General features: G+C 70.9%; 23 protein-coding genes. 18 read left to right on the top strand and 5 right to left on the bottom strand.

Annotated elements, in window-relative coordinates; genetic code table 11:
- The first annotated feature begins 18 nt into the window (after positions 1–18).
- Positions 19–420, top strand: a complete 402-nt coding sequence (locus tag PH203_RS07420) for a VOC family protein (RefSeq protein WP_289917710.1) — start codon at positions 19–21, stop codon at positions 418–420.
- On the opposite strand, the gene PH203_RS07415 is transcribed toward PH203_RS07420, so the two are convergent.
- Together PH203_RS07415 and PH203_RS07410 are read right to left on the bottom strand one after the other, a co-directional pair.
- On the bottom strand, positions 403–1089 hold the full coding sequence (locus tag PH203_RS07415) for a helix-turn-helix domain-containing protein (RefSeq protein ID WP_289917709.1): 687 nt from the start codon (positions 1087–1089) through the stop codon (positions 403–405). The genes PH203_RS07420 and PH203_RS07415 overlap by 18 nt on opposite strands.
- Before the next feature lie 4 nt (positions 1090–1093).
- Positions 1094–2068, bottom strand: coding sequence for an AraC family transcriptional regulator (locus PH203_RS07410; protein WP_289917707.1), 975 nt, complete (start codon positions 2066–2068; stop codon positions 1094–1096).
- An 80-nt stretch (positions 2069–2148) separates the two neighbouring features.
- Here PH203_RS07410 and PH203_RS07405 point away from each other — a divergent pair, with 80 nt between their 5' ends.
- Positions 2149–2991 carry an NmrA family transcriptional regulator gene (locus PH203_RS07405; RefSeq protein ID WP_289917704.1) on the top strand — a complete coding sequence of 281 codons (843 nt, stop codon included), beginning with the start codon at positions 2149–2151 and terminating at the stop codon, positions 2989–2991.
- Between the two features lie 65 nt (positions 2992–3056).
- Here the strand turns inward: PH203_RS07405 and PH203_RS07400 are convergent, their stop codons facing one another.
- Entirely contained in the window at positions 3057–4196 is a 1140-nt protein-coding gene (locus PH203_RS07400; RefSeq protein WP_289917702.1) for a YihY/virulence factor BrkB family protein, read from the bottom strand.
- A 494-nt stretch (positions 4197–4690) separates the two neighbouring features.
- On the opposite strand from PH203_RS07400, the gene PH203_RS07395 reads away from it, so the two are divergent.
- From PH203_RS07395 to PH203_RS07325, 16 genes are all read left to right on the top strand, one after another.
- Positions 4691–6724: a non-ribosomal peptide synthetase gene (locus tag PH203_RS07395; RefSeq protein WP_289917699.1), complete on the top strand. Its 2034-nt coding sequence runs from the start codon at positions 4691–4693 to the stop codon at positions 6722–6724.
- 135 nt (positions 6725–6859) lie between these two features.
- The gene (locus tag PH203_RS07390; protein ID WP_289917697.1) at positions 6860–8494 is read left to right on the top strand and encodes an acyl-CoA dehydrogenase family protein; all 1635 of its coding nucleotides are present in this window, start codon (positions 6860–6862) and stop codon (positions 8492–8494) included.
- A 294-nt stretch (positions 8495–8788) separates the two neighbouring features.
- Positions 8789–10078 (top strand): helix-turn-helix domain-containing protein, encoded by a 1290-nt coding sequence (locus PH203_RS07385; RefSeq protein ID WP_289917695.1) that lies wholly within the window; start codon positions 8789–8791, stop codon positions 10076–10078.
- Between the two features lie 152 nt (positions 10079–10230).
- A complete protein-coding gene (locus PH203_RS07380; RefSeq protein ID WP_289917693.1) occupies positions 10231–11499 on the top strand; it encodes a hypothetical protein in 1269 nt (422 codons plus the stop codon).
- 63 nt (positions 11500–11562) lie between these two features.
- The gene (locus PH203_RS07375) at positions 11563–12135 is read left to right on the top strand and encodes a GNAT family N-acetyltransferase (RefSeq protein WP_289917691.1); all 573 of its coding nucleotides are present in this window, start codon (positions 11563–11565) and stop codon (positions 12133–12135) included.
- Between the two features lie 127 nt (positions 12136–12262).
- Entirely contained in the window at positions 12263–12346 is an 84-nt protein-coding gene (locus tag PH203_RS49640; protein ID WP_310591794.1) for a putative leader peptide, read from the top strand.
- A gap of 154 nt (positions 12347–12500) precedes the next feature.
- Positions 12501–14198, top strand: coding sequence for a nitrite/sulfite reductase (locus PH203_RS07370; RefSeq protein WP_289917689.1), 1698 nt, complete (start codon positions 12501–12503; stop codon positions 14196–14198).
- A complete protein-coding gene (locus tag PH203_RS07365) occupies positions 14195–14374 on the top strand; it encodes a hypothetical protein (protein WP_289917687.1) in 180 nt (59 codons plus the stop codon). Before PH203_RS07370 ends, PH203_RS07365 begins: the two co-directional genes overlap by 4 nt.
- A complete protein-coding gene (locus tag PH203_RS07360; RefSeq protein ID WP_289917685.1) occupies positions 14371–15081 on the top strand; it encodes a phosphoadenylyl-sulfate reductase in 711 nt (236 codons plus the stop codon). The genes PH203_RS07365 and PH203_RS07360 overlap by 4 nt, the downstream gene beginning before the upstream one ends.
- A 23-nt stretch (positions 15082–15104) precedes the next feature.
- Positions 15105–15641 (top strand): adenylyl-sulfate kinase, encoded by a 537-nt coding sequence (gene cysC / locus PH203_RS07355; protein WP_289917683.1) that lies wholly within the window; start codon positions 15105–15107, stop codon positions 15639–15641.
- The gene (gene cysD, locus PH203_RS07350; RefSeq protein WP_289917682.1) at positions 15638–16585 is read left to right on the top strand and encodes a sulfate adenylyltransferase subunit CysD; all 948 of its coding nucleotides are present in this window, start codon (positions 15638–15640) and stop codon (positions 16583–16585) included. Before cysC ends, cysD begins: the two co-directional genes overlap by 4 nt.
- Positions 16586–16587: 2 nt before the next feature.
- Positions 16588–17922 carry a GTP-binding protein gene (locus PH203_RS07345; protein WP_289917681.1) on the top strand — a complete coding sequence of 445 codons (1335 nt, stop codon included), beginning with the start codon at positions 16588–16590 and terminating at the stop codon, positions 17920–17922.
- 222 nt (positions 17923–18144) lie between these two features.
- On the top strand, positions 18145–19248 hold the full coding sequence (locus tag PH203_RS07340) for an ABC transporter substrate-binding protein (RefSeq protein WP_289917678.1): 1104 nt from the start codon (positions 18145–18147) through the stop codon (positions 19246–19248).
- 36 nt (positions 19249–19284) lie between these two features.
- On the top strand, positions 19285–20073 hold the full coding sequence (locus PH203_RS07335) for an ABC transporter ATP-binding protein (protein WP_289917675.1): 789 nt from the start codon (positions 19285–19287) through the stop codon (positions 20071–20073).
- Positions 20060–20944 carry an ABC transporter permease gene (locus PH203_RS07330; protein ID WP_289917673.1) on the top strand — a complete coding sequence of 295 codons (885 nt, stop codon included), beginning with the start codon at positions 20060–20062 and terminating at the stop codon, positions 20942–20944. Before PH203_RS07335 ends, PH203_RS07330 begins: the two co-directional genes overlap by 14 nt.
- A gap of 5 nt (positions 20945–20949) precedes the next feature.
- Positions 20950–21690, top strand: a complete 741-nt coding sequence (locus PH203_RS07325; RefSeq protein ID WP_289917672.1) for a sirohydrochlorin chelatase — start codon at positions 20950–20952, stop codon at positions 21688–21690.
- Positions 21691–21719: 29 nt separating this feature from the next.
- Here the strand turns inward: PH203_RS07325 and PH203_RS07320 are convergent, their stop codons facing one another.
- Together PH203_RS07320 and PH203_RS07315 are read right to left on the bottom strand one after the other, a co-directional pair.
- Positions 21720–22226, bottom strand: coding sequence for a MaoC family dehydratase (locus PH203_RS07320; RefSeq protein ID WP_289917670.1), 507 nt, complete (start codon positions 22224–22226; stop codon positions 21720–21722).
- Positions 22227–22278: 52 nt separating this feature from the next.
- Complete coding sequence (locus PH203_RS07315) at positions 22279–23241, bottom strand: hypothetical protein (RefSeq protein WP_289917668.1); 963 nt, start codon at positions 23239–23241, stop codon at positions 22279–22281.
- Positions 23242–23379: the final 138 nt, after the last annotated feature.

Here is a 23379-nt window from a genome sequence, read left to right as displayed (position 1 = left end):
CCTGCCTACGGTGGCCGCATGACTCCACGATTCGATGCCATCGGCCTGGTCGTCTCCGACATGGCCGCCTCCGTCGCCTTCTACCGCCGCCTCGGTCTCGCCTTCCCGGAGGGTTCCGAGAAGGAAGAACACGCCGAGGCCCGACTGCCGGGCGGGCTGCGGCTGTTGTTCGACACCGAGGAGAGCGTGCGGTCCTTCATGCCGGACTTCGAACCGCCGAGCGGCGGCGGCAGGGCAAGCCTCGCCCTGCTGTGCGGCAGCCCCGCCGAGGTCGACGCGGTGTACGGGGAGATGGTGGCCGCGGGCCACCACGGCGAGCTGAAGCCATGGGACGCGGTCTGGGGGCAGCGGTACGCGATCCTGCACGACCCGGACGGCAACGGCGTCGACCTGTTCGCGCCGCTACCCTCGCCCCAGTAGCTCGGTCAGCGACAGTCCCGCCAACTCCCGTACATCCCGGGCCAGATGGGCCTGGTCGGCGAAGCCGGACCGGACCGCCGTCTCCGCGTACGGCACCCCGCCCCGGGCGAGTCCGAGGGCCCGCTGCAGTCGCAGCACCCGGGCGAGGGTCTTGGGGCCGTATCCGAACGCGGTGAGGCATCTGCGGTGCAACTGGCGGGCGCCGAGGCCGAGTTCGTCGGCGGTGGCGGCCACCGGCCGGCCCGCGTCGAGGGCGTCCACGACATGCCGGAGGAGGGGATCGGCCGGTGCGGTGTCGGCGGCCCTGCCCAATACCACCTCTTCGAGCCCGCTCGCCGGATCACCGGCCGCGTTCACGCGCGCGGTGAGTCGCCGCGCCTCGGCAGCCGGCCAGAGGTCGGCGAGTTCCACGCGCTGATCGAGCAGCTCACGGGCGGGGACGCCGAGGAGGGTGGGCGCGGTACCCGGGAAGAAGCGAACCCCCGCCCATGCGCTCGGCGCGCCTTCGGTGACGTATGCGCGGGTGTCGGGCCCGGCGACGAGCAACCGCCCCTCGTGCCAGAGCAGATCCATGCACCCGTCGGGCAGGACGCGCCCGGGGCCGGATCCGGACGGCGTGTTGGTCCAGACGACGGCACCGGTGAGCCGGGAGGGCCTTTCGCTGTACACGTGCCTACGCCACCCTCTCCCGATGCTCCTGCGGACTCACCCCGTACACCCGCTTGAACGCGCTGGACAGCGCGAACGCACTCCCGTACCCCACCTGCCGGGCGATCGCCTCCAGCGTCGTGTCGCTGTCCCGCAGCCGGTCCGCGGCCAGCGCCAGCCGCCAGCCCGTCAGATACGTCATCGGCGGCTCCCCGACCAGCTCGGTGAACCTCCGCGCGAGGGCCGCCCGGGAGATGCCCGCCTTCCCCGCGAGGGACGCCACGGTCCACGGATGCGCGGGATCGTCCTGGATCAGCCGCAGCACCCGGCCGACCACGGGGTCGGCCATGGCCCGGTACCAGGCGGGTGCCTCCGCCTCCGGGCGGGAGAACCAGGCCCGCAGCGCGGCGATGACCAGCAGGTCGAGCAGCCGGTCGAGGACCACTTCCTGGCCGGGCTCGTCCCGCACGATCTCCTCCATGAGGAACGGCGTGAGCGGGCAGTCCCACACATCGGAGGTGAGCGTCAGCAGCGGCGGCAGCGCGTCCAGCAGCCGCCCGCTCACCTCGCCCTGCCACAGATAGGTGCCGATCAGCATCACGGCCGAGCCGTCGAGCCGGTCGCCCCAGGTCCGTACGCCGAGGTCCATGACCCCGTTGAGGGAACGTCCGTCGGGGTAGTGGCACTCGGCGCCCGGCAGGATCACGGCCTGCGGCTGCGTGGCGGGGTCGTCGGCGCAGGTGTACGGGTCGGGGCCGCGGGCGATGGCGAGGTCGCCGGGGCGCAGCCGGACCGTCCCTTGGCCTTCGGCCGGGGGGACCCCCGTCTCGCTTCGCTCGCCCGTGTCCGGCGTGATCCACGCCTCGCCTCGGACCATGAGCATCACGGTGAGCGGGGCGCGGTCCTCGATGCGTACGCACCAGGGCGGTTCGAAACACGCTCGGATCATGAAAGCGCCCCGGGCCCGGGGGCCCTCAAGAAGGCCTGCGAGAGCGTCCATGCGGCCAGCGTAGACGTCCGCGCATGGGAATGAGCCGTTCAGCGATGGGCTGTTGAAGCGCCACGCCGTTGACTCGGAGCATGACGGAAAACGTGAGGAACACGCAGGACGTGACGGTAGTGGTGACCGGTGCCTCGGGCCGTACGGGCAGCCGGGTGGCGCAGGCGGTGCGCGCGGCGGGGCTCGGCGTACGGGCCGCGTCCCGGGCCCAGGGGTTCGACTGGGAGAACCCGACGACCTGGGCGGAGACCTTCCGGGACGCCGACGCGGCGTATCTGATGTATCCGTCCGACGTCGGCTCCCCGGCGGCGGCCGAGGGCATCGGGGCGCTCGCCCGGGAGGCGGTCGGGCTCGGCGTACGGCGGCTGGTGCTGCTGTCGGCTCGGGGTGAGACACAGGCGCTGGCGACCGAGGAGGCGCTGAAGTCGTCGGGCGCGGACTGGACGGTCGTACGGGCGTCGTGGTTCTCGCAGAACTTCAGTGAGGGCCCGTTGGCGGAGGAGTTGCGGCAGGGCGGGCTGACGTTCCCGGCGGGTGAGGTGCGGGAGCCGTTCCTGGATGTGCGGGACATCGCGGATGTGGTGGCGGCGGCGCTGACCTCCGGGGAGCGGTACACGGGGCGGACGCTGGAGCTGACGGGGCCGCGGCTGCTGTCGTTCCGGGAGGCGGTCGGGGAGATCGCCGAGGTGACGGGGCGGGAACTGACGTACACCCCGGTGCCCGCGCGGGACTACGGCGAGGCGCTGACCGGGTTCGGGGTGCCGCCCCAGGAGGCGGGGTTCCTGGTGGAGGTCTTCGAGGGGCTGCTCGACGGGCGGAACGCGCGTCTCACGGACGGGGTCCGGGAGGTGCTGGGGCGGGAGCCGCGGGACTTCGGGGACTTCGTACGGGAGGCCGCGGCGGCGGGCACCTGGAAGGTGTAGCCCCGCCCCGGTCCCCTGGCCGGGCCGCGCCTCGGTCCCGCGGCCGGGCTCCGCCTCGGACGGCCTCAGGAGCCCTCGGTCTCCTTGTGCGGCGGATGCGTGCTCTTGACATGGGTCCGCAGCCTCGACGTCACGTCCTCGGGCGGCAGGAACCGCGACCAGCGCTCCGGGAACTCCGACGGCATGTCGGGGTCCTCGGGGTCGGGCCTCTGGTGGGCCGTGGAGCGGGCGACGTAGTCGGCGACCTGCTGCTCGCGCGCCCGCTCGTTCGCCGCGCGGGCGGCCGCCGTCGCCGCGGCCGGCCACACACGGTCGATCGCGGCGTTGACGGCGGCGCCGACGAGGACGGCGAAGGCGGAGACGCCGATCCAGAGCATGACGGCGACGGCGGCGGCGAGTGAGCCGTAGATCGAGGCGCCCTCGATGGTGTTGGTGAGGTAGATGCGCAGCAGGAAGCTGCCCAGCACCCACATGGCGAGGGCGACCAGGGCGCCCGGGACGTCCTCGATCCATGGGGAGCGGACCGGGACGGACACGTGGTACAGCGTGGTCAGGAAGGCGATCGACAGGACGATCACGACCGGCCAGTAGAGGATCTGGACGACCGTCTCCGACCAGGGCACGATCCGGACCACCGCGTCCGGGCCCGCGACCATCAGCGGCAGCGCGATCGAGCCGATGAGCAGGGCCGCGAGGAAGAGCAGGAAGGCGACCAGTCGGGTCTTGACGATCCCGCGGACGCCGTCGAGGCCGTACATGACGGTGATGGTGTCGATGAAGACGTTGACCGCGCGGGAGCCGGACCACAGGGCGAAGAGGAAGCCGATGGAGATGACGTCGGGGCGGCCGCCCTTCATGACGTCGTCGAGGATCGGCTGGGCGATCTGGCGGACGCCCTTGTCGGAGAGGACCGTGCGGGAGGCCTCCAGGAGGTTGGCCTCCAGGCTGCTGATGGTGTCGGTGCCGGTCCAGTCGTCGACGTAGCCGAGCAGGCCGATCATGCTGAGCAGCAGGGGCGGCACGGACATCAGGGTGAAGAAGGCCGCCTCGGCGGCGAGGCCGAGGATGCGGTACTCCATGCAGGAGTTGACGGTGTCCTTGAGCAGCAGCCAGGCGGTCCTGCGCTTGGAGACGTTCCGGTAGAGGGCCCGGGCCCGGTGGAGTCGGCCGGAGGGCCGCTGAGGGGATTCACTTGCTGGCTGCACGCCCTAAAGGTATCCGTCGCGGGAGGCTGCACTCATCCCCCGGGCCGTTCGGCGGGGGCGCGCTGCCGGGCGGGTGATCCGGCCGGTGTTTGTGTCATGCCCGCGGTGGCCGGATTTCCCGGCGGCACGTAACGGAATCGAAACGTTCGATTGCGCATTCCTCCGGTGAGTTCCTTGGCCGGGCGCCCCTTCCGCTCACCCGAAGGGCATGTGCGCGTCACGGAAAACCTGCCCGGAAATCGCCATTGCCCGAAACACACTTGAAGCGCTCATGAATCATTCGAAAGAATTCGGTCTGTATTCGTTGCGTATGCCGAGGATCACTCGGGCGCACACGACACGGGGGAAATCAGCAGGTCACCGACCATGTCCTGGTCCTGCCGCGTTGCCGTGACGCGCCTTTCTGCGACCACTCACATCACTCTCGGAACATCTCACACGCATTTCTCACTGCCCCCTGGGCGGAAATCCCGCGGTGGGGAGGAGCTGAGGCCATGAACACGATCCCGCAGTGGACCCTGGACCCGAGGCCGGGCCTGGCGGAGTACGAGCTCCCGCTGCCCGAAGGTCTCCTGATCAACCGGCAGTCCGTGGCGGCCGCACACGAGCGCGTGCTCGCCGCCCTGTCCGCCGACCGCGACGACTCCGTGCTGCACGTCGCCGCCACCGGCCGTACCCTGCGCCTGCGCTACCGCACCGACGTCCTCGACCGCGAGGCCGCCGCCCGGATCGCCGGCTACCACCTGACCGCGCTCACCACACCCGTGCGGCGCAGCCTGCTCTCCGAGGCCGAACTCCGCTTCCAGCTGGAGGAGTTGGCGGGGCCGCGGCGCGAGCTCCCGGACCGGCGGGTGCACGAGCTGTTCGAGGAGCAGGCGGCGGCCCGTCCGGACACGGTGGCCGCCGTCCACGAGGACACCGAGTGGACCTACGGCGAGCTCAACTCCCGGGCGAACCAGATCGGCCGGGCCCTGCTCGCCCATGGACTGGGCCCCGAGGGCGTGGTCGCCGTGATCATGGAGCGGAACCTCGACTGGCTGGCCGCCGTACTGGGCGTCCTGAAGGCCGGCGGGGTGTATCTGCCGGTCGAGCCGCAGTTCCCGCCCGGGCGGGTCAGGGCGATGCTGACCCGCGCCGACTACGACCTGATCCTGAGCAAGGACTCCGTGGCGGCCGCGTACGACGGCGGGCACGACGACACGGACCTCGGCGTCCCCGTCGCGGCGGACCGGCTCGCCCACATCTACTTCACGTCCGGTTCCACCGGTGAGCCCAAGGGGGCGATGTGCGAGCACGCCGGGTTCCTCAACCATGTCCTCGCCAAGCTGGAGGACCTGGACATCGGCCCGGGCCAGGTGGTCGCGCAGACGGCTCCGCAGTGCTTCGGCATCTCCCTGTGGCAGCTGCTGTCGGCGCTGGTGGTCGGCGGGCGGACCCTGCTGATCGGGCAGGAGACGATCCTGGACGTGCCGCGGTTCCTGGCCACGGTCGAACGCGGCCGGGTCAGTGTGCTGCAGGTGGTGCCATCGTATCTGGAGGCGGTCCTCGCCGAGTTGGAGCGGCGGCCGAGGGAACTGCCGTGTCTGCGGCGGGTGTCGGTGACCGGCGAGGCGGTGAGGAAGGAGCTGGTGCAGCGCTGGTTCGCCACCCGGACCGGCATCCCGCTCGTCAACGCCTACGGCCTGACGGAGACTTCGGACGACACCAACCACGAGGTCATGGACCGGGTGCCGGACCAGGAGCGGGTCCCGCTCGGACGGCCGGTCGCGGGCGTGCGGATCTACGTCGTCGACGAGCAGCTCGTCCCGGTGCCGCTGGGCGCGCCCGGCGAGATCGTCTTCTCCGGGGTGTGCGTGGGGCGCGGGTACGTCAACGACCCCGAGCGGACGAAGGCGGCGTTCACCGAGGACCCGTACCGGCCCGGTGAGCGGCTGTACCGCAGCGGGGACCACGGGCGGTGGCTGCCCGGCGGGAAGCTGGAGTTCCTGGGGCGCCGGGACGGCCAGGTGAAGATCCGCGGCCTCCGCATCGAGACCGGGGAGATCGAGAACGCGCTGCTGCGGGTGGCCGGGGTCCGCGACGGCGCGGTGGTCGTCGTACGCGGGACGCAGCTGGTGGCGTTCTGCGCCGGCCCGGCGCCGGTCGCCGCCGACGTCGTACGGGAGAGGCTGGCGGCGTCGCTGCCCGCGTACATGGTTCCGGCCGTCGTGCACTGGCGGGAGCGGCTGCCGCTGACCGCGAACGGCAAGACCGACCGCAGGACGCTGACCGCGCTCGCCGAGGATCTCGACACCTCGGCGGACGAGCCCGGTACGCCGGGCGAGCGCCGGCTGGCCGCCGCGTGGGCCGAGGTGCTGGGCATCCCGGCCGAACGGATCAGCCGCCACGACCACTTCTTCGACCGCGGCGGCACCTCGCTGGCCGCGGTGAAGCTGGCGATCGCCCTGGACCGGGCGATCACCCTCAAGGACGTCACCCGCCATCCGGTCCTCGCCGACCTCGCCGGACTGCTCGACCGAACCACGTGAGGCCTGATGGCAGCACCCCTGTGAGGGGCGCGGGGCCGTGTCGATGTGCGGCTGGCGCCGCGTGGGCGCGACAAGTCACCACGCACGCGCGACCGCCGAACGACATCACGCCCCCACGGCGGGTAGGTTCCACACATGGCAGGACGCACGCACACCGTGACCAACCAGCCCCCACCCCTGATCGGCCACGACGTCTACACCGCCGACAAAGCCCTGGTGGCGGCCGTGGAACGCCACACGGACCCCGGCCTCCTGGACGAAGTCCACGGCGAACTCTCGGCCCTGGGCAAGACCTCCGGCTCCGCCCAGGTCCAGGAATGGGGCGCCCAGGCCAACGAGAACCCGCCCACCCTGCGCACCCATGACCGCTACGGCCACCGCATCGACGAGGTCGACTTCCACCCCGCCTGGCACCGCCTCCTCGGCAAGGGCGTCTCCGCGGGCCTGACCGCCGCCTGGAACCGCCCCGCGGGCCATGTCCGGCGAGCCGCCGCGTTCCTGATCTGGACCCAGGTCGACGCGGGCAACCTCTGCCCCCTGTCGATGACCCACGCCGCCGTCCCCGCCCTGCGCACGGAACCCGCGCTGGCCGAGGTATGGGAACCCCGACTGACCTCGATGGTGTACGACCGTGAGCTGCGCCCCGCGCACCACAAGGCCGGCGCCCTGTTCGGCATGGCGATGACGGAGAAACAGGGCGGCAGCGACGTACGCGCGGGCACGACCCGGGCCACCCCCCTCGCCGAGGCCGGCACGTACGGGCTGACCGGCCACAAGTGGTTCTGCTCGGCCCCCATGTCGGACGGCTTCCTGGTCCTCGCCCAGGCCCCCGACGGCCTCACCTGCTTCCTCGTCCCGCGGGTCCTGGCGGACGGCACCCGCAACCCCTTCCACATCCAGCGCCTGAAGGACAAGCTCGGCAACCGCTCCAACGCCTCCGCCGAGGTCGAGTTCGACGCCACGTGGGCGCAGCGGGTCGGCGACGAGGGCCGCGGGGTGCGGACCATCATCGAGATGGTCGCGGCGACCCGCCTGGACTGCGTCCTCGGCTCGGCGGGCCTGATGCGGCAGGCCGTGACGCAGGCGATCCACCACTGCACCTACCGCGAGGCGTTCGGCGGACGGCTGATCGACAAGCCGCTGATGCGCAACGTCCTGGCCGATCTCGCCCTGGAGTCCGAGGCGGCGACCACCCTCGCGCTGCGTCTCGCGGCGGCCTACGACGACGGCGGGGAGCAGGAGCGGGCGTTCCTGCGGATCGCGGTGCCGGCGGCCAAGTACTGGGTGACCAAGCGGTGTACGCCGATGACGGCCGAGGCGGCGGAATGTCTGGGCGGCAACGGCTACGTCGAGGAGTCGGGGCTGCCGAGGCTCGTCCGGGAGTCCCCGCTGAACTCGATCTGGGAGGGCGCCGGCAATGTCCAGGCGCTGGACGTGCTCCGGGCCCTGCAGCGCGAGCCACTGGCGCTCGACGCCTATCTCCGGGAGGTCGGCCGGGCCCGCGGCGCCGACCACCGCCTCGACGGCGCGATCAAGGACCTGCTGACGGAACTGGCCGATCTGGACGGGATCGAGGGGCGGGCCCGGCGGCTGACGGAGCGGCTCGCCCTGGTCCTCCAGGGCGCGCTCCTCGTCCGGTACGCGCCCGCGGAGGTCGCTGACGCGTTCTGTGCGTCCCGGCTGGGCGGCGACGGGGGTGCGGCCTTCGGGACGCTACCGTCGAGCCTGGATCTGGCGTCCGTGGTGGAGCGGGCCCGCCCACCGCTCTGACCTGCACGGAAGAGAGTGCGAGGGTGGTGCTGCGCCGACACGGCACCACCCTCGCTGTGGCCCGTTCAAGGGCGCGAACGCCGCTCGGGACGGCGTTAGGTCAAGTTTCAATCAGGGCAAGGCTGTCCACCAGGGTTGCAGGGGGTTGCAACTTGCTGGTGACTGTGGCCGGAGTGTGTCCCTCCGCGAGGGGCTGAAGGCACTATGAGACAGACAGTCAGGACCGACTTCGCACACGTGGCCGAAAGGCGACGGGAAACCGGTTGCCCGAAGCAGCTCATCCGGGAGGACCTAGTGGCGCTCTCGCCGACGGATGTCACCCAGCTCGCCGCCGTGGACGCGGCACGCGCGGCGCGGGTGCTCAGCGATGTGCGTTCCGCCACGCTCTCCGGGCAGCGGACGCCGGTCGCACCCCGTCCGGTGATCGAGCAGTCCTGGGGGCGGATGCTGCGCGGCGGGGTCGATCCGGACCACGACTTCCGGACCGGACTGCTGTCCCGGGAGGAGGTGCAGCGGCGCCGGGAGACCTCGGAGCTGCGGCATGTGCTGCCGGTGCTGCGCCAGGGGCTGCTGTCCGTCGCGGACGTCGCCCACCACATCATGGTGGTCGCCGACGAGGAGGGCCGGGTGCTGTGGCGGGAGGGCAGCAACCCGGTGCTGCGCAAGGCCGACGGGACCGGGTTCGAGCTCGGTGCCGACTGGCGGGAGGACGTCGTCGGGACGAACGGCATCGGTACGCCGGTGGTGGAGCGGCGGCCCGTGCAGGTCTTCGCCGCCGAGCACTTCGTCCGCTCGCAGACCTCCTGGACCTGTACCGGGGCGCCGATCACGGACCCCAGGGACGGCCGGCTGATCGGCGTCGTGGATGTGAGCGGGCCGCTGGAGACGATGCATCCGGCGACGCTCGCCTGGGTCGACTCGGTGGCCAAGCTGGCCGAGGCCCGGCTGCGGGAGCTGCACCATGTCGCGCTGGGGCAGCTGCGGGCGGTGGCGGCGCCGGTGCTGGCGCGACTCGGCGGGCGGGCTCTGGTGGTGGACGGGGACGGCTGGACCGCGGCGGTGACCGGGATGCCGTACCAGAGCCGGGTCGCGCTGCCCAAGTCGTTGTCGGCGGGCCGGAGGTGGCTGCCGACGCTGGGGCTGTGCACGGTGGAGCCACTGGCCGAGGGCTGGCTGGTGCGGGCCGCGGCGGAGCAGGGACCGCCGGGGGCCACGCGGATCGTCCTCGATCTGTCGCAGCCGCGCCGCTGGTCGGTGACGGTGTCCGGGGGCGTCGGATCGTGGAGCCATGAACTGAGTCCCCGGCACGCCGAGTTGCTGTATCTGCTGGCGGTGCACCGCTCCGGGCGCAGCGCGGCGGAGCTGGCCGAGGACGTCTTCGCCGATCCGGCCCGCCGGGTGACGGTGCGCGCGGAGCTGTCCCGGATCCGCCGCTACCTCGGCGGCCTGCTGGAACACCGGCCGTACCGCTTCTCCGAGGCCGTGGAGGTCTCGGTGCTGTTCCCGGAGGACCCACGGGACCTGCTGCCGCACTCGACGGCCCCCGCGGTGACCGGCAAACGGTTGTCCGCGCAGGCTCCCTGAAGCACCCGACTGCGGCATCTTCCGCATATTTGCAGGGTCTTCGTCACCGTGGGCGCCTTACTGCCGTAGCATCCCTCTACGGGCCACCCCACCTGCTCCTTGGTCAACGCACGGATCACCAAGCGCAGTTGGCCCGCCTCGGGAGGTACGGAATGAAGCATCGCGGCAGACACCGCAGGCGCAGGCAGGGCAAGGCGCTGCGCGCGTTCCTGGCCGGGACCGCCCTCGCGCTGACCGCCGCCGCGACCATGATCAGCGCCTCCCAGGCCACGGTCGCCTCGGATCCCGGTGCTCTCAGGCCGCTCGCCTCGGCCGCCGAGACCGACGCCCTCGAGCTGCGGGAGCACCTTCAGCCGCAGCGGGATCTCGACCGGCTGGCCGACGCGATGGGCGAGCCGGCCGGGGTGAGCGACGTGCTCGCGAGCGCCGACCGCACCCTGCGTTCCGCCGCCGACTGCTCGGCCGCCGAGCGCCGGGCGCTGCCCGCCGAGCCGGCCGCCACGCGCGCGTACTGCTGGGACGCCGCCGACACCCGCTCCTGGCGGGCCGGCGCGGTCACCACCTCGGGCGACGCCGACGACGACGGCCTGTGGGGTGCGAACCGGGTGATCCTCTCGGCCTGGTCGCAGGGCTCCCACGATCTGGCCCGGGTGGCGTTCATCGACGCGGGCGACATGGACCGGCTCACCTACTCCTGGGTCCTGCTCACCGTCCCGGTCGACGGCGGCCGCGACTACCGCGCCCTCGACTCCCAGGTCTCCGGCATGGTCTGGTACCAGGACAAGCTGCTGGTGACCGCCGCCGAGGGCCTGTACGTGTACGACATGGACCGCGTCCAGCGCACCACGGTCGACAGCCCCGCCGTCGGCCGCGTGGCCGGCGGCGGCTGGGCGGGACACGGCTACCGGTGGGTCCTGCCCGCGGTCGGCAGCTACACCCTCGCCGGGGGCGAGGCGGCCGCGCACCCCGACTACATCTCCCTCGACCGCAGCACCTCCCCCGACAGTCTCGTCGCGAGCGAATGGGTCTCCGCCGACGCCGACCGCGCCGTCCGGCTCTGGCGCTACGACCTCGGCACCACCTCCGACCGCGCGGGACTCCTCGCCACGGACCCCGCCGGGTACGCGCGCGTGAACGAGGCGTACGAGACGAAGACGGCGGGCGTCGGCCCCGTGCTGTCGTACCGCTCCGACTGGTACCTGGGCCGCTCCCCTGACACGGACGGGGACCACGGCACGCTGTGGCGCCAGAACGCGACCGGAGCGGCGGCCACGCAGTGCGGCACGGACGAGAGCCACCAGTGCTGGAGCACGGCGTCGGAGTCGCTGTCCTACTGGGAGTCGACGGGAGAGCTCTGGTCCCAGTCGGGCCGGGTGCTGTTCGCGCTGCCGCTGGCGTCGGTGAACAGGGCCCTGGGCTAGGTACCGTCCCGGGGTTCAGGAGCCGTTCGACAGATCATCGGGCCGGATGGTTCCCTGGCAGGCATGGCCAACATCCCCGTGACCACCTGGTCCCTGGAGCAGACCGCCCCGACGGACGCCCTCCCGGCCGCCGCGCCGGACGGCGACGTCAGGATCGTCCGCGCCGAGGTCCCCTCCCCCGAGTTCAGCCGCTTCCTCTACGCCTCCGTCGGCGGTGACATCCGCTGGACCGACCGGCTCGGCTGGACCTACGCGCAGTGGGAGGAGCACCTGGGCCGGCCCGGCGTGGAGACCTGGGTCGCCCATGACCGCGGCACCCCCGCGGGCTATGTGGAGCTGGAGCCGCAGGACGACGGGGTCGTGGAGATCGTCTACTTCGGCCTCCTCCCGGCCTTCCGGGGCCGCCGCATCGGCGGGCACCTGCTGTCGTACGGCGCCGCCCGCGCCTGGGACCTCGCCGACCGCTGGCCGGGGCTCGCCCCCACCAAGCGGGTCTGGTTGCATACGTGCAGCCTGGACGGGGAGCACGCCATGGACAACTACCAGCGCCGGGGCTTCAAGCTCTTCGACACCAAGGTCGAGGAGCAGCCCGACGTGGCCGCACCGGGGCCCTGGCCGGGGGCATACCGCGTCTGACCTGCGCGGACAAGAGTCCTCGCGCGGTGTGTGATCGACGACACCCTTGTCTCACTCTTCGGGACAAGGGTGTCCGCATGATGGACGAAGCTGGACTGTGTCCAGATCGCCGTGACACGCTTCCGTCATGTCTGGAACTGGAATTGCCTTGGTGAGTCGGCGGCATGTCGACCTCGGCCGCATGTCCAGCGCCATCTGTCCGGCGCGCTAAGCATCCATCAGTGGCCTCCGGCCACGGGGCCGCAGCCGCCCGACATCTCCTGACTCTCCGCTTTCCCCCGCGCAATGAGGCGCACCTATTTCCATGCGCCCGTACGCGCAGGTCAGAGCCGCTTTCCCCGTCTGTCCCGAAGGACGTAACAACCATGGCCGCCACCCCGCAGAAGCCTGCCGCCGCGACTCCCCGCCGCAAGGTGAGCCGTCACCGCGGTGAGGGCCAGTGGGCCGCGGGGCACCACACCCCGCTCAACGGCAACGAGCAGTTCAAGAAGGACGACGACGGTCTCAATGTGCGGACACGCATTGAGACGATCTACTCCAAGCGCGGGTTCGACTCGATCGACCCCAACGACCTGCGCGGCCGTATGCGCTGGTGGGGCCTGTACACCCAGCGCAAGCCCGGGATCGACGGCGGCAAGACCGCGATCCTGGAGCCGGAGGAGCTGGACGACAAGTACTTCATGCTGCGGGTGCGGATCGACGGCGGACGCCTCACCACCCGGCAGCTGCGGGTGATCGGCGAGATCTCCGAGGAGTTCGCGCGGGGCAGCGCGGACATCACCGACCGGCAGAACATCCAGCTGCACTGGATCCGCATCGAGGACGTGCCGGAGATCTGGAACCGCCTGGAGGCGGTCGGCCTGTCCACCACCGAGGCCTGCGGTGACACGCCCCGCGTGGTCATCGGCTCCCCCGTGGCCGGCATCGCCGAGGACGAGATCATCGACGGCAGCTGGGCCATCGACGAGATCCACGAGCGCTACATCGGCAGCAAGGAGTTCTCCAACCTGCCGCGCAAGTTCAAGACGGCGATCTCCGGCTCCCCGCTCCTGGACGTCGTCCACGAGATCAACGACATCGCGTTCGTCGGCGTGGAGCACCCCGAGCACGGCCCCGGATTCGACGTGTGGGTCGGTGGCGGTCTGTCCACGAACCCCAAGATCGGCGTCCGCCTCGGCGCCTGGGTGCCGCTGGAGGAGGTCCCGGACGTCTGGGCCGGTGTCATCGGCATCTTCCGCGACTGGGGCTACCGCCGCCTGCGCACCCGCGCCCGTCTGAAGTTCCTCGTCGCCGACTGGGGCCCGGAGAAGTTCCGCCAGGTCCTGGAGGACGACTACCTGGGGCACAAGCTCGTCGACGGCCCCGCGCCCGCCGAGCCCACCTCCCGCTGGCGCGACCACGTCGGCGTCCACCGCCAGAAGGACGGCCGTTTCTACGTCGGGTTCGCCCCGCGCGTCGGCCGCGTCGACGGTGCCACGCTCACGAAGATCGCCGAGGTCGCGGAGGCACACGGCTCGGGCCGGGTGCGTACCACCGTCGAACAGAAGATGATCATCCTCGATGTCGAGGAGTCGCAGGTCGAGCCGCTGGTCGAGGCCCTCCAGGCCCTGGACCTGACCGCCAAGCCGTCCCCCTTCCGGCGCGGCACCATGGCCTGCACCGGCATCGAGTACTGCAAGCTCGCCATCGTCGAGACCAAGCAGCGCGGCGCCACGCTCATCGACGAGCTGGAGCGCCGCATCCCGGACTTCGACGAGCCGCTCACCATCAACATCAACGGCTGCCCGAACGCCTGCGCCCGTATCCAGGTCGCGGACATCGGTCTCAAGGGCCAGCTGGTCCTCAACGACCAGGGCGAGCAGGTCGAGGGATTCCAGGTGCACCTCGGTGGCGCTCTCGGTCTGGAGGCCGGTTTCGGCCGCAAGGTGCGTGGTCTGAAGGTCACCTCCGAGGAGCTGCCCGACTACGTCGAGCGGGTCCTGAAGCGGTTCCGGGCCGAGCGCGAGGAGGGCGAGCGGTTCGCCGCCTGGGCCTCGCGGGCCAGTGAGGAGTCACTGTCGTGAGCGAGCGGGCCGCCCCCTTCTACTGCCCCTACTGCGGCGACGAGGACCTGCGCCCGTCCGAGCAGGGTCACGGCGCTTGGGAATGCGCGGCGTGCAACCGCGCATTCCAGCTGAAGTTCCTCGGGCTGCTCGCCCGGGGCCTTCAGCCCAATGACGCAGCGGGAGACGAGATATGACCGCGGTTCAGGAAGAACGGACGACCGACGAGCTCAAGGCGCTCGCCGAGCAGGCGGGCCGTGACCTGGAGGACGCCTCCGCCCTGGAGATCCTCCAGTGGGCCGTCGACACCTTCGGCAAGCGTTTCTGCGTGACCTCCTCCATGGAGGACGCGGTCGTCGCGCACCTCGCGTCCCGTGCCATGAAGGGCGTGGACGTGGTGTTCCTCGACACCGGCTACCACTTCCCGGAGACCATCGGCACCCGGGACGCGGTGGAGGCCGTGATGGACGTCAACGTCATCACGCTCACCCCGCGCCAGACGGTCGCCGAGCAGGACGCGGAGTACGGCCCCAGGCTGCACGACCGCGACCCGGACCTGTGCTGCAAGCTGCGCAAGGTCCAGCCGCTGGAGCAGGGGCTGACCGACTACCTGGCCTGGGCGACCGGGCTGCGCCGCGACGAGTCCCCGACCCGCGCGAACACCCCGGTCGTCGGCTGGGACGAGAAGCGCCAGAAGGTCAAGGTCTCCCCGATCGCCCGCTGGACCCAGGACGACGTGGACGCGTACGTCGCCGAACACGGCGTCCTGACCAACCCGTTGCTGATGGACGGCTACGCCTCCGTCGGCTGCGCCCCCTGCACCCGCCGGGTCCTGGAGGGCGAGGACGCGCGCGCCGGACGCTGGGCCGGGCGCGCCAAGACCGAGTGCGGTCTGCACGGATGACCACCATCGAGAAGGAGTTGCACGTGACGACCGGAGCCACCGTCTGGCTCACGGGTCTGCCGAGTGCCGGCAAGACCACCATCGCGTACGAGCTGGCCGGCCGGCTGCGCGAGGAGGGCCACCTCGTCGAGGTGCTCGACGGCGACGAGATCCGCGAGTTCATCTCCGCGGGCCTCGGCTTCAGCCGCGAGGACCGGCACACGAACGTGCAGCGCATCGGCTTCGTCGCGGAACTGCTCGCCCGCAACGGCGTCAAGGCGCTCGTCCCGGTGATCGCGCCCTACGCCGACAGCCGTGAGGCGGTGCGCAAGCGCCACCAGGAGGGCGGGGCCGCGTATCTGGAGATCCACGTGGCGACTCCGGTCGAGGTGTGCTCCGTACGCGATGTGAAGGGTCTGTACGCCAAGCAGGCCGCGGGCGAGCTGACCGGGCTGACCGGTGTCGACGACCCGTACGAGGCGCCCGAGGCGCCCGACCTGCGGATCGAGTCGCAGGACCAGACCGTCCAGGAGTCCGCCGCGGCTGTCCACGCGCTGCTCACCGAGAGGGGACTGGCATGACGACGACCGTTGCGAAGGTCAAGGGGGGCGATGAGGGCACGGACGCCCCGTACGCGCTCTCGCACCTGGACGCGCTGGAGTCCGAGGCGGTCCACATCTTCCGTGAGGTGGCGGGTGAGTTCGAGCGGCCGGTGATCCTGTTCTCCGGCGGCAAGGACTCGATCGTCATGCTGCATCTGGCGCTGAAGGCGTTCGCGCCGGCCGCCGTTCCGTTCTCGCTGCTGCACGTGGACACCGGGCACAACTTCCCCGAGGTGCTTGAGTACCGCGACCGTGCGGTGGCCAAGCACGGGCTGCGGCTCCATGTGGCCTCCGTGCAGGACTACATCGACCGCGGTGTGCTCAAGGAGCGTCCGGACGGGACCCGCAACCCGCTCCAGACCCTCCCGCTGACCGAGAAGATCCAGGCGGAGAAGTTCGACGCGGTCTTCGGCGGCGGGCGGCGTGACGAGGAGAAGGCCCGGGCCAAGGAGCGGGTGTTCTCGCTGCGGGACGAGTTCTCGCAGTGGGACCCGCGCAGGCAGCGGCCCGAGCTGTGGAACCTCTACAACGGCCGCCACGCTCCCGGCGAGCACGTCCGCGTGTTCCCGCTGTCCAACTGGACCGAGCTGGACGTCTGGCAGTACATCGCCCGCGAGGGCATCGAACTGCCGGAGATCTACTTCGCGCACGAGCGTGAGGTCTTCTCGCGCAACGGCATGTGGCTGACCGGCGGCGAGTGGGGCGGCCCGAAGGACGGCGAGACCGTCGAGAAGCGGCTCGTGCGCTACCGGACCGTCGGTGACATGTCCTGCACCGGTGCCGTCGACTCGGACGCGGTGACGCTGGACGACGTCATCGCCGAGATCGCCGCGTCCCGGCTGACCGAGCGGGGCGCCACCCGCGCCGACGACAAGATGTCCGAGGCCGCGATGGAAGACCGTAAGCGCGAGGGGTACTTCTAAGCATGAGCACGACGACTTCCGAGGCGCTCTCGGCCACGACCCTGCTGCGGTTCGCCACCGCGGGCTCCGTCGACGACGGCAAGTCCACGCTGGTGGGTCGGCTGCTGCACGACTCCAAGTCGGTCCTCACCGACCAGCTGGAGGCCGTGGAGCGCGCCTCGACCGCGCGCGGCCAGGAAGGTCCCGATCTCGCGCTGCTCACCGACGGTCTGCGGGCCGAGCGGGAGCAGGGCATCACGATCGACGTGGCGTACCGCTACTTCGCCACCGCCAAGCGGCGGTTCATCCTCGCGGACACCCCGGGGCATGTGCAGTACACCCGCAACATGGTGACGGGTGCCTCCACGGCCGAGCTGACGGTGATCCTCATCGACGCCCGCAACGGCGTCGTCGAGCAGACCCGCCGGCACGCCGCCCTCGCGGCGCTGCTGCGGGTGCCGCACGTGGTGCTCGCGGTCAACAAGATGGACCTCGTCGACTACCAGGAGTCCGTCTTCGCCGCGATCGCCGAGGAGTTCACGGCGTACGCGACCGAGCTGGGCGTCCCCGAGGTCACCGCGATCCCGATCTCGGCGCTCGCCGGTGACAACGTGGTGGAGCCGTCCGCCAACATGGACTGGTACGGCGGCCCGACCGTCCTGGAGCACCTGGAGACGGTCCCGGTCACCCACGACCTGAGCCACTGCCACGCCCGCCTTCCCGTGCAGTACGTGATCCGCCCGCAGACCGCCGAGCACCCCGACTACCGGGGGTACGCCGGTCAGATCGCCGCCGGTTCCTTCCGCGTCGGCGAGGCGGTCACCGTGCTGCCCTCGGGGCACGCCTCGAAGATCGCCGGCATCGACCTGCTCGGCCAGTCCGTCGACGTCGCCTGGACCACCCAGTCGGTGACCGTCCTCCTGGAGGACGACATCGACATCTCGCGCGGCGACCTCATCGTGCCCAGCAAGGACGCCCCGCCGACCACCCAGGACATCGAGGCGACCGTCTGCCATGTGGCCGACGCGCCGCTGACCGTCGGCCATCGGGTACTGCTCAAGCACGGCACCCGCACGGTGAAGGCAATCGTCAAGGACATCCCGTCCCGTCTCACGCTCGACGACCTGTCCCTGCACCCGCACCCGGGACAGCTCGTCGCCAACGACATCGGCCGCGTGAAGATCCGCACCGCGGAACCGCTGCCGGTGGACTCCTACGCCGACTCCCGGCGCACCGGCTCCTTCATCCTGATCGACCCGAACGACGGCACCACGCTCACCGCGGGCATGGTCGGCGAGTCGTTCGCGTCCCCGGAGCCGGTCAGGGACGAGGCCGAGGACGACGGGTGGGACTTCTGACATGAACTCCACCGACTACTTCTCCACGTTCGCGAAGGAGGGCGGCCGCGTCGGCAGCGGCGCGCTCGGCAGCGGGCAGGGCGGAGTGGCGCGATGTGCGCTTTGACGTACGCGCACCGCATGCGCGCCCTCACCCCCCACCGCCGTAGACGCAGACCTGCCGACCTCCCGGCCACGACCTGAGAGACCGTGACCGCCGGGCCTCCGAGAGGAACACCTCCCGTGCCTGCAGCACACGCCTTCCGCCGCACCTTCGCGGTCATAGCCGCGCTTCCCCTTCTCACCCTGGCCGCCTGCGGCTACGGCTCCGAGGCCAAGGACGACGACACCGCCAAGGTCGCCGCCGGGGCCGAGAAGATCGATGGGCTGGACTCCGTCAAGATCGGTTACTTCGGGAACCTGACGCACGGCACCGCGCTGGTCGGTGTGAACAAGGGCTACTTCCAGAAGGAGCTCGGCGCCACCAAGGCGCAGTACTCGATCTTCAATGCCGGGCCCTCCGAGATCGAGGCGCTGAACGCCGGTTCCATCGACATCGGCTGGATCGGTCCCTCCCCCGCGATCAACGGCTACACCAAGTCCGCCGGCAAGAACCTGAAGATCATCGGCGGTTCGGCGTCCGGCGGCGTGAAGCTCGTGGTGAACCCGGACAAGATCAAGTCCCTGAAGGACGTCAAGGGCAAGAAGATCGCCACCCCGCAGCTGGGCAACACGCAGGACGTGGCGCTGCTCAACTGGATCGCCGAGCAGGGCTGGAAGGTCGACGCGGAGAGCGGCAAGGGCGATGTCTCGGTGATCCGCACCGAGAACTCGGTCGTCCCGGACGCCTACAAGTCCGGCTCCATCGACGGCGCCTGGGTGCCGGAGCCGACCGCGTCGAAGCTGGTCGCCGAGGGTGCGAAGGTGCTGCTGGACGAGAAGACCCTGTGGCCCGACGAGAAGTTCGTGATCACGAACATCATCGTGCGGCAGGAGTTCCTCAAGGAGCACCCGAAGGCCGTCGAGGCGGTGCTGAAGGCCTCGGTCGAGGCGAACAAGTGGATCAACGCCAACCCGGACGCGGCGAAGGCCGCGGCCAACGCCCAGCTGGAGACCGACTCCGGCAAGGCACTGCCGGCCGAGGTGCTGGACCCGGCGTGGAAGTCGATCCAGTTCACCGATGACCCGCTGGCCGCCACCCTCGACACCGAGGCGCAGCACGCGGTCAAGGCCGGTCTGCTGGAGCAGCCGAACCTGAAGGACATCTACGACCTGACGATCCTCAACAAGATCCTCAAGGCCGCGGGCGAGAGCACGGTCGACGCCGCCGGTCTCGGCACGAGCTGACCGACCGAACCGATGAGTTCCCAGGAGGTGACGACCATGGCCACGACCCTCGCCAAGGCCGCCGACGACACCGTGTCGGCCGAGTACGCCGCCCGGATCGAGCATGTCTCGAAGTCGTTCGCGGGCCCTGCCGGACAGCAGCTCGTGCTGGACGACATCAGCATCGATGTCGCGCCCGGCGAGTTCGTCACCCTCCTGGGGGCCTCGGGCTGCGGCAAGTCCACGCTGCTGAACCTGGTGGCCGGACTGGACGAGCCGAGCGCGGGCTCCATCACGACGGACGGGCGTCCGGCGCTGATGTTCCAGGAGCACGCCCTGTTCCCGTGGCTGACCGCGGGCAAGAACATCGAACTCGCCCTGAAGCTCAGGGGGGTTCCGAAGAACGAGCGGCGCGAGAAGGCCGACTCGCTGCTCGAACTCGTCCGCCTGAAGGGTGCGTACGGCAAGCGGGTGCACGAGCTGTCCGGCGGTATGCGCCAGCGGGTGGCGCTGGCCCGCGCGCTCGCCCAGGAGAGCAGGCTGCTGCTGATGGACGAGCCCTTCGCGGCGCTCGACGCCATCACCCGCGATGTGCTGCACGAGGAGCTGACGCGGATCTGGGAGGAGACCGGCCTGTCCGTTCTCTTCGTCACGCACAACGTGCGCGAGGCCGTGCGCCTCGCCCAGCGCGTCATCCTGCTGTCCTCCCGGCCGGGCCGGATCGCCCGTGAGTGGACGGTCGGCATTCCGCAGCCGCGCCGCATCGAGGACGCTCCGGTGGCGGAACTGTCCATCGAGATCACCGAAGAACTGCGGGGGGAGATCCGCCGACATGGCCAGCACTGACACGACACCGGTCCAGGACATCGGGAGCGTAGAGGCGGGCCTCGACGCACTGGACACCCAGGTCACGGGCCGGCCGCCGTTCCGGCAGACCTTCCGGGAGAAGATCCTGCCGCCGATCACCGCGATCCTCCTGGTCGTGGTGATCTGGCAGGGCCTGATCACCCTGAACATCGTCGACGACCCGTCGAAGCTGCCGTCCCCCGGGGACGTGTGGGCCGAGGCCAAGGACGCGTGGCTGAAGGGCACACTGCTCGAGTACATCTGGACGAGCGTCTCGCGCGGCCTGTTCGGCTTCGCGCTCGCCCTGCTCATCGGCACCCCGCTCGGTCTGGTGGTGGCGCGGGTGAAGTTCGTGCGGGCAGCGATCGGCCCGATCCTGTCCGGTCTGCAGTCGCTGCCGTCGGTGGCGTGGGTGCCGGCCGCCGTGATCTGGCTGGGCCTGGAGCCCGAGATGATGTACGCGGTGATCCTGCTCGGCGCGGTGCCGTCCATCGCCAACGGGCTGGTGTCCGGCGTCGACCAGGTGCCGCCACTGTTCCTGCGGGCGGGCCGCACGCTGGGGGCCACCGGCCTCCAGGGCATCCGGCACATCGTGATGCCGGCGGCGCTGCCCGGCTATGTGGCGGGTCTGAAGCAGGGCTGGGCGTTCTCCTGGCGCTCGCTGATGGCCGCGGAGATCATCGCGCACGCACCCGACCTGGGCGTCGGCCTCGGCCAGCTCCTGGAGGTGGGCCGCACCAACAGCAGCATGTCGACGGTGTTCCTGGCGATCCTGCTCATCCTGTTCGTCGGTATCGCGATCGACCTGCTGATCTTCAGCCCGCTGGAGCGGTGGGTGCTGCGCAGCCGCGGTCTGCTGGTGAAGGGGTAAGTCCCGTGCACAGGAAGCCGGTTCTCCTCGTCATCGCCCACGGCAGCCGCGATCCGCGGCACGCCGCGACGGTGCACGCCCTCGTCCGCCGGGTGCGTGCGCTGCGCCCGGACGTACGGGTGGAGACGGGCTTCCTGGACTTCAACATCCCGTCCGTGCAGGGGGTGTTGGAGTCGCTGGCGGCGGAGGGCGTACGGGATGTCGTGGCCCTGCCGTTGCTCCTGACCCGCGCGTTCCACGCGAAGGCGGACATCCCGGCGGTGCTGCGGGACGCACCGCAGCGGCTGCGCATCCGGCAGGCCGAGGTGCTCGGCCCGTCGCCGCTGCTGCTGTCCGCGCTCGAACGGCGGCTGTACGAGGCCGGGTTGACGCCCGCCGACAAGTCCTCGACCGGGGTCGTGCTGGCCTCGGCGGGGTCCACCGACCCGGAGGCGATCGCAGTGATCGCAGAAATCGCGCGGGAGTGGCGGCGTACCGGTTGGTGCGCCGTGCGACCTGCGTTCGCCTCCGCCGCACTGCCTCGGACCGAGGACGCGGTACGGGAGTTGAGGGCGCTGGGCTGCGAGCGGGTGGCCGTCGCGCCGTATGTCCTTGCGCCCGGATTTCTGCCGGACCGGATCGCGCGGGGCGCGGCGGAGGCGGACGTGCTGGCGGACGTGCTGGGCGCGGCGCCGGAGGTGGCCCGGCTGCTGGTGGAGCGTTACGAGGCGGCACGACGGCCGGTGCTGGCCGCGTTGGGTGCCTGACGGCAGAGCTGGTCGCCCAGTCGGCACGGTTACTGGCGCCGTAGCAGGTACTTGTGCTGCCCCGACAACACGAGCTCGCCGCGCTGGTTGTGGATGGTCGCGGCCGTCACCACGACACCGTTGTCGCCCTGTGGTTGCAGTTCGGTGATGGTGAGTGCCGGATACAGGGTGTCGCCGGAGTGCACTTCGGCAAGGAAGGTGCAGGACAGCTCGAGGAAGCTGATGAACACCTCACCGATGAAGTGCGGGAACAGAGTGGCTCCGGGGGCGGTGAAGGCCAGGACCTGCAGGCCGTGGACGACCGGTGCCGAATGGCCGTGCCTGCGCGCCCACTCGGCGTCGTAGTGCACCGGGTGGTTGTCGGCGGAGACCGTCTGGAAGGCTGCGGCATGTGCGTCGGTCAGGGTGCGGCTGGGCGCCCGGAAGACCTCGCCCACGCGCAGATCCTCGAAGGTCCGGGCCGGAACGACCTCGAATTTCTCGGGTGTGAACTCGTCCGGTACAAGGGGCGCCGGGTCCGTGGCGGGCTGTGTCATGGAGATGTCCTTTCGTGAGGGCGGCGGTCTCGGGCGGGCGACTCGGGCCGACTCACCTGCCCGGGTTGATGCGGGCGGCGAGAAGGTTGGGGTCGTTGTCGGTGACGTAGGCGCCGCTGGCGATGTAGGCGGTGGTGCCGCGTACGGCGAGCGAGGTCGGGTTCTCCAGGCCGTCGGCGCCGGTGAGCACGACCTTGTGCTGACCGCCGGGCTTGACCAAGGCGATTTCGTTGTCCGCGTTGATTGCCGCCAGGAGCGTGTCGCCGTGGCCGGTGAAGGCGAAGTCGTCGATGTCGACCAGGCCGGAAGCGCGGGTCTGGACCGGCCCGGCGTCGCCGTGTCGGGTGACCGGGATACGGAGCACGGTCCCCTTGTCGAGGTTGGACACCCATACCGCGCCGCGGTGGATCTTGATGCCGTTGGCGCCGAGGAACCCGTCGGCGGCCAGTTCGGGTGCGGCGGCCCACCGGGTCGGGGTACCTCCGCCGACCGGTACGCGCCAGACCGTCCCGAGGACCGAGTCGGCGATGTACAGCTGGTGTCCGTGCTGGTCGAGGGCGAGGCCGTTGGGCAGGCCGTCGGCGGGGAGCGCGGCGATGCGCTGCGGGGTGCCACCCGGGCGCAGGCGCCAGAGGCCGGTCAGATCGCTGCTTCCCGTGGCGTAGAGGAAGTACAGGGTTTCGTCATGGGTGCGGACGATCCCGCCGAGGAAGGGGGAGGAAAGGACGGGGGTCGTGGAGCCGGCCGGGGGCTGAGGCAGGGTGGCGAGGATGCGCACCTCGCCGGTGGGGCTGATGCGGGCGATCTGGCGGCTGAACGCGAAGGTGACGACGGCGCTGCCGCCCGGTTCCAGGGTGATGTTCTCGGGCCGCTGTCCGGCTGCGATGTCCAGGTGGGCCACGAAACGCACGTCCGCTCCAGGGGCGGCGTTCGCTGCGGTCGGGGTCAGGGCAAGGACGGCTGCGAGGGCGGAGGCGAGGAGGCCGGTGTGTGTCTTCGACAGGAGCTTGGGCATGCGTCTTCTTTCTGCTTTCTCTTCTTTCTGCTTTCTCTTCTTTCTGCTGTCTCTTCTTCGATCGGGAGGACGAGGGACGCCGCGCGGCCGGAAGACCGGACCACGTGGCCGTCCGTCGTCGGGCTGGAGCTGGGGCTG

Origin of the sequence: Streptomyces sp. S.PB5 (genome assembly GCF_030403745.1) — a bacterium.
GTDB lineage: Bacteria > Actinomycetota > Actinomycetes > Streptomycetales > Streptomycetaceae > Streptomyces.
This window is presented reverse-complemented; position numbering and strand designations above follow the sequence as displayed.

What these genes read in the sequence shown, in the direction of transcription:
- PH203_RS49640 (WP_310591794.1), top strand. Translation starts at nt 12,263, where the DNA reads ATGTCTGGAACTGGAATTGCCTTGGTGAGTCGGCGGCATGTCGACCTC.
- PH203_RS07380 (WP_289917693.1), top strand. Translation starts at nt 10,231, where the DNA reads ATGAAGCATCGCGGCAGACACCGCAGGCGCAGGCAGGGCAAGGCGCTG.
- PH203_RS07345 (WP_289917681.1), top strand. Translation starts at nt 16,588, where the DNA reads ATGAGCACGACGACTTCCGAGGCGCTCTCGGCCACGACCCTGCTGCGG.
- PH203_RS07375 (WP_289917691.1), top strand. Translation starts at nt 11,563, where the DNA reads ATGGCCAACATCCCCGTGACCACCTGGTCCCTGGAGCAGACCGCCCCG.
- PH203_RS07395 (WP_289917699.1), top strand. Translation starts at nt 4,691, where the DNA reads ATGAACACGATCCCGCAGTGGACCCTGGACCCGAGGCCGGGCCTGGCG.
- PH203_RS07420 (WP_289917710.1), top strand. Translation starts at nt 19, where the DNA reads ATGACTCCACGATTCGATGCCATCGGCCTGGTCGTCTCCGACATGGCC.
- PH203_RS07320 (WP_289917670.1), bottom strand. Translation starts at nt 22,226, where the DNA reads ATGACACAGCCCGCCACGGACCCGGCGCCCCTTGTACCGGACGAGTTC.
- PH203_RS07360 (WP_289917685.1), top strand. Translation starts at nt 14,371, where the DNA reads ATGACCGCGGTTCAGGAAGAACGGACGACCGACGAGCTCAAGGCGCTC.
- PH203_RS07335 (WP_289917675.1), top strand. Translation starts at nt 19,285, where the DNA reads ATGGCCACGACCCTCGCCAAGGCCGCCGACGACACCGTGTCGGCCGAG.
- PH203_RS07405 (WP_289917704.1), top strand. Translation starts at nt 2,149, where the DNA reads ATGACGGAAAACGTGAGGAACACGCAGGACGTGACGGTAGTGGTGACC.
- PH203_RS07390 (WP_289917697.1), top strand. Translation starts at nt 6,860, where the DNA reads ATGGCAGGACGCACGCACACCGTGACCAACCAGCCCCCACCCCTGATC.
- PH203_RS07315 (WP_289917668.1), bottom strand. Translation starts at nt 23,241, where the DNA reads ATGCCCAAGCTCCTGTCGAAGACACACACCGGCCTCCTCGCCTCCGCC.
- cysD (WP_289917682.1), top strand. Translation starts at nt 15,638, where the DNA reads ATGACGACGACCGTTGCGAAGGTCAAGGGGGGCGATGAGGGCACGGAC.
- PH203_RS07330 (WP_289917673.1), top strand. Translation starts at nt 20,060, where the DNA reads ATGGCCAGCACTGACACGACACCGGTCCAGGACATCGGGAGCGTAGAG.
- PH203_RS07410 (WP_289917707.1), bottom strand. Translation starts at nt 2,068, where the DNA reads ATGGACGCTCTCGCAGGCCTTCTTGAGGGCCCCCGGGCCCGGGGCGCT.
- PH203_RS07370 (WP_289917689.1), top strand. Translation starts at nt 12,501, where the DNA reads ATGGCCGCCACCCCGCAGAAGCCTGCCGCCGCGACTCCCCGCCGCAAG.